At 74.6% G+C, this 4,483-nt stretch carries 1 pseudogene; it reads left to right on the top strand.

What is annotated here, in order from left to right:
- Nucleotides 1-4,483 (top strand): annotated as a pseudogene (locus VBO01S_RS32925) (hemagglutinin); the annotation flags it as partial.

The following is a 4,483-nucleotide window of genomic DNA, read 5'->3' as shown; positions in this document are numbered from 1 at the left end:
CCGCGGGCGGCGACGGCCAGCTCGCGGCGGGGCGCAGCAGCACCGTGCACCTGCGGCTGGCCGGCGACTATGTGATCGCGGCCGGCAGCGAGATTCCGATGGACTTCGCCGTCACGGTGTCGCGCGCGCTGCCGGGCGAGGCGCTCAAGGAGAGCGTGCAACCCGGCGTCAGCAACGCGCGCACCGTCATCACCGGCGCCGACTGGGTGGTGCCGCCGGGCACGCAGGCGTTCCTGCTCGACGGCAAGGGCTACGAGCCGGGCCAGACGGTGCCGGCCGGCAGCGTGCTGGCGGCCATCACCCTGCTGGCCCAGGGCTACGTGCTGCCCAAAGACGTGTTTCCCTCGGGCCTGCCGATCCCGCCCAAGACCACGTCGTACAAAGCCGGCACGGTGGCCGCCGCCGACACCGTGATGCCCGCGGGCACGCCGATCGTCGCCGGCACCGCGCTGCCGCGCGCGGTCGCGGTGCAGCCGCTGCTGCGCCTGGACACCGACCTGTTCCGCAGCGGCTTCGCGCAGTACACGGTGCGCGGCCAGGACGGCGTGGCCGTGGCCGACGGCGCGCGCGTGGAGGTGCGCATGCCGGTGCAGCGCTTCGACCCGGCCGCGGGCGCGCACGCGCCCACCGGCGCCGACCCGTCCACCGCGCTGCCGCTGTGGATGCCGCCGGTGTACCAGGACGATCCGGTGAAGCAGAAGCTCACCCAGCGCGCCGGCGCCGACCTGACGCTGGAGGCCGGCACGCTCTACCAGCGCGCGCCGCTGGTGGTGGGCGAGGGCGCCCACATCGCGCTCGACCCCGGCCGCACGCTCACGCTGCGCGGCAACGACCAGATCACGGTCGATGGCACGCTGTCGGCCTGGGGCGGGCGCGTCTCGCTGCTGCCGGGCGATCACGGCACGGGCAACGCGCGCAACCTGGCCGACGGCATGCCCAACGCGCGCTCGTACTGGATCGGCGAGCACGCGCTGATCGACGTCGCCGCGCGCCCGGTGGTGGCCACCGACGCGCGCGGCCACCGCTACGGCCAGGTGGCCAACGGCGGCACCATCGAGATCGGCGCGCGCCATGTGCTCGATGCCACGCAGGTGGACGCGGCCGATGCCTTCGTGGTGCTGCGCCCCGGCGCGCGGCTGGAGGCCTCGGGCACGTCGGCGACGCTCGACCTGCCGGGCCGTGGCGCCACCGAGGTCGCCAGCCACGGCGGCACCATCGCGCTGAGTTCCTTCCGCGGCCTGTTCCTGGACGGCGACATGCGCGCCGCGGCGGGTGGCGCGGGCGCGGCCGGCGGCATGCTGGCGCTGAACCTGGACACGCCCCTCTACGGCACGGTGGCGCGCTATAACCTGAAGGGCGAGAACGTCGACGACGCGGTGCGCGTGCCGCGCGAGATGCTGCTGGCGCAGGTGCAGGGCCGCAGCGCGGTGGCCGATGCCGCCGGCCTGCGCCCCGGCCAGGCGCACGGCGCGCTGGCCTACGGCACGGCGCGCATCGGCGTCGACCGCATCCACGACGGCGGCTTCGACAACCTGTCGCTGCTCAGCCACGGCATGCTGTCCTTCGACGGCAGCGTCGATCTCTCGCTGGGCCAGAGCCTGCGCCTGACCACCACCGCGCTGGCCCTGGCCGATGCGTCCGCGCCCGATGCGCGCGTGACGCTGGCCGCGCCCTACATCCGCCTGGCCGCCAGCGGGCGCACCCAGATCGACGACTACATCCTGCCCAACCCGGTGCTCGGCTCGCGCAACGCCGGCGGAGGGGCCGGCACGTTGGGCGTGCCGCTGGTGTCGGCCGGCAGTTCGCTGCGGCTGGACGCGCAGCTCATCGACCTGGCGGGCATGGTGCAGCAGGGCGTGCGCGGCACCATCGTGCGCAACGTGCCCGAGGAGCTGGTCGTGGAGCGCAACGCCTTCGACCGCACGCTGCTGCGCAGCAGCGGCGACCTGCGCTTCTCGAACAACGCCAGGTTCTACGTGCCGGGCGACCTCACGCTGGCGGCGGCGCAGATCTACCCGGCCACCGGCGACAGCGGGCTGGTGCAGGTCGGCCAGCGCAACGTCATCGACAAGTGGGGCACCCGCCAGGCCGAGATGGACATGAACCGCCGGCTGGTGATCGAGCGCGTGGGCGACACGCCGGCCATGCCGCAGTCGGCCTTCGGTTCGCTCACCTTCCACGCCGCCCACATCGAGCAGCGCGGCGTGCTGCGCGCGCCGCTGGGCGGCATCGCGCTGGGCAGCGTCTTCGGCGACACCTCCACCAGCACCGTGCAACTGCATGCGGGCAGCCTGACCTCGGTCAGCGCCGACGGGCTGCTGATGCCCTACGGCGGCACGCAGGACGGGCTGACCTATCTCTTCAACGGCAAGGACGTGGCCTACCGCGTGCCCGGCGTCGGCCCGGCCATCACGCTGTCCGGCCACGCGGTGGACGTGCGCGAGGGCGCGGTGCTCGACATGTCGGGCGGCGGCACGCTCACCGGCACCGCCTTCCTGGCCGGGCGCGGCGGCTCCACCGACGCGCGCATGCATCCGCTGGTGCAGGTGGGCGCGCAGCGCAAGGGCTTCGTGCTGCCCGGCCTGGCCACCAACCCGGTCTATGCCATCGTGCCGGGCGTGCAGCCGCTGCAGGCGCCGCTCAACGCAGAGAAGGGCGCGAGCGATCCGGCAGTGGGCCGGCAGATCACCGTCGGCGCCGGCGTGCCCGGCCTGCCCCCGGGCCGCTACACGCTGATGCCGTCCACCTACGCGCTGCTGCCCGGCGCCTTCCGCGTCGAGCTCAACGGGCTGGCCGCGCAGGTCGGCGCGCCGGGCAGCGCGACGGCGATGCGCAACGGCTCCTACACCGCGCCCGCGCAATTGGGCGTGGCCGGCACCGGCATCCACGACGCGCTGCCGCTGCAGGCGGTGTTCACGCCGGGCGACGTGCTGCGCACCTACGCGCAGTACAACGAGACCGGCTATGCCGACTTCGCCGTGGCGCAGGCGCTGCGCGACGGCGTGCCGCGCCCGCTGCTGGAGCGCGACGCCAAGGCGCTGCGCTTCCAGTTCGGCCTGAAGGGCTCGGCGGGCGAGATGCCCGGCGAACCCGCGCTGCGCTTCGCTGGCACCGCGCGCTACGCCACGGTGGGCGACGGCATGGGCGGCACGGCGCTGGTGATCGGCGGAACGGCGCGCTCCTTCGAGGTGCTGGGCGACGGCGCCGCGCCCACGCCGGACTTCAAGGGCACCTCGCTGCATGCGCGCGACCTCAACGCCATCGGCGCCGCGCAGCTGGCCATCGGCGGCGCGCCGGCGGGCACCTTCGTGCAGGACGCCACCGCGGCCGATCGGCTGAGGGACGCCAACCGCCTGGGCTTCAGCAGCGCCGCCGAGGGCATCGTGCTGCGCGAGGGCGCGGTGCTGCGCGCGGGCGAGGTGATCCTGGTCACCGACCGCCGCGACTCGGGCATCACCGTCGAGTCCGGTGCCGGCATCGACACGCTGGGCCGCGGGCCGGCGGCCTGGGACTCGCGCCGCGGCTACATCTACGAGCCGGGGTTGCGCAGCGTGCTGGCGGTGTCCAACGGCTGGATCGACATCCAGCCGCCGTCCGCGTCCAGCGGCGGCCAAACGGGCCCCGGCCGCATCGACATCGGCGTGTGCGCCCCCAGCGGCAACTGCAGTGCCGGCGCGCGGCTGTATTCCGAAGGCACCATCACCGCCGCCACCGACCAGGCCTTCACGCTGGGCGAAAGCACGCGCTACGGCACGCGCAACCTGGTGCTGGCGCTGGGCGGCATCAACGTGGGCGGCGAACGCGCGCTGGGCGACGCCGCCGCGCGCGGCGCGCTGCCGCCGGGCCTGACGCTGAACCAGTCCGTGCTCGACCGCCTGCTGCGCGGCGACACCAGCACCGGCGCGCCGGCGCTGGAGAACCTGGTGTTCACCGTGCGCGACGCGGTCAACTTCTTCGGCTCCACGCAGCTGTCGACCATCGACCCCGCCACCGGCCAGTCGACGATCGCGCGCCTGATGCTGACCACGCCCGCGATCTACGGCTGGGGCGATGCCGACAGCGTGGCGCGCATCCACACCGACGTGCTGGTGTGGAACGGCACCCGCACGCCGCCCGGCCTGGTGGCCACCGGCGGCGCAGGCACCGGCAGCGGCCGGCTGCAGATCGACGCCCGGCGCATCGAACTGGGCGCCGCGCGCGACATGCGCGTGGACACCGTGCACGGCATGGACCGGCTGGTGCTGGGCTTCGGCGAGGTGCAACTCAACGCGAGCGAGCAGGTCACGGCGCGGCAGAAGGGCTCGCTCTCGGTCTACCAGTCGCAGGGCGCGTGGGACGAGGCGGCCAAGGGCTACGTGCGCACAGGCGGCGCGCTGCGCATCGACACGCCGCTCCTGACCGGCGAGGCCGGCTCGGTGATGCGCTACACCGCCGGCGGCGACGTGCGCGTGGCCGCGCCGCAAGGCATGCAGCCGGGCGCGAT

The sequence above is a fragment of the Variovorax boronicumulans NBRC 103145 genome (assembly GCF_001591345.1).
Taxonomy (GTDB): domain Bacteria; phylum Pseudomonadota; class Gammaproteobacteria; order Burkholderiales; family Burkholderiaceae_C; genus Variovorax; species Variovorax boronicumulans.
Note: the sequence above shows the minus strand (reverse complement) of the source record. Positions and strands in the feature narration are given on the sequence as shown.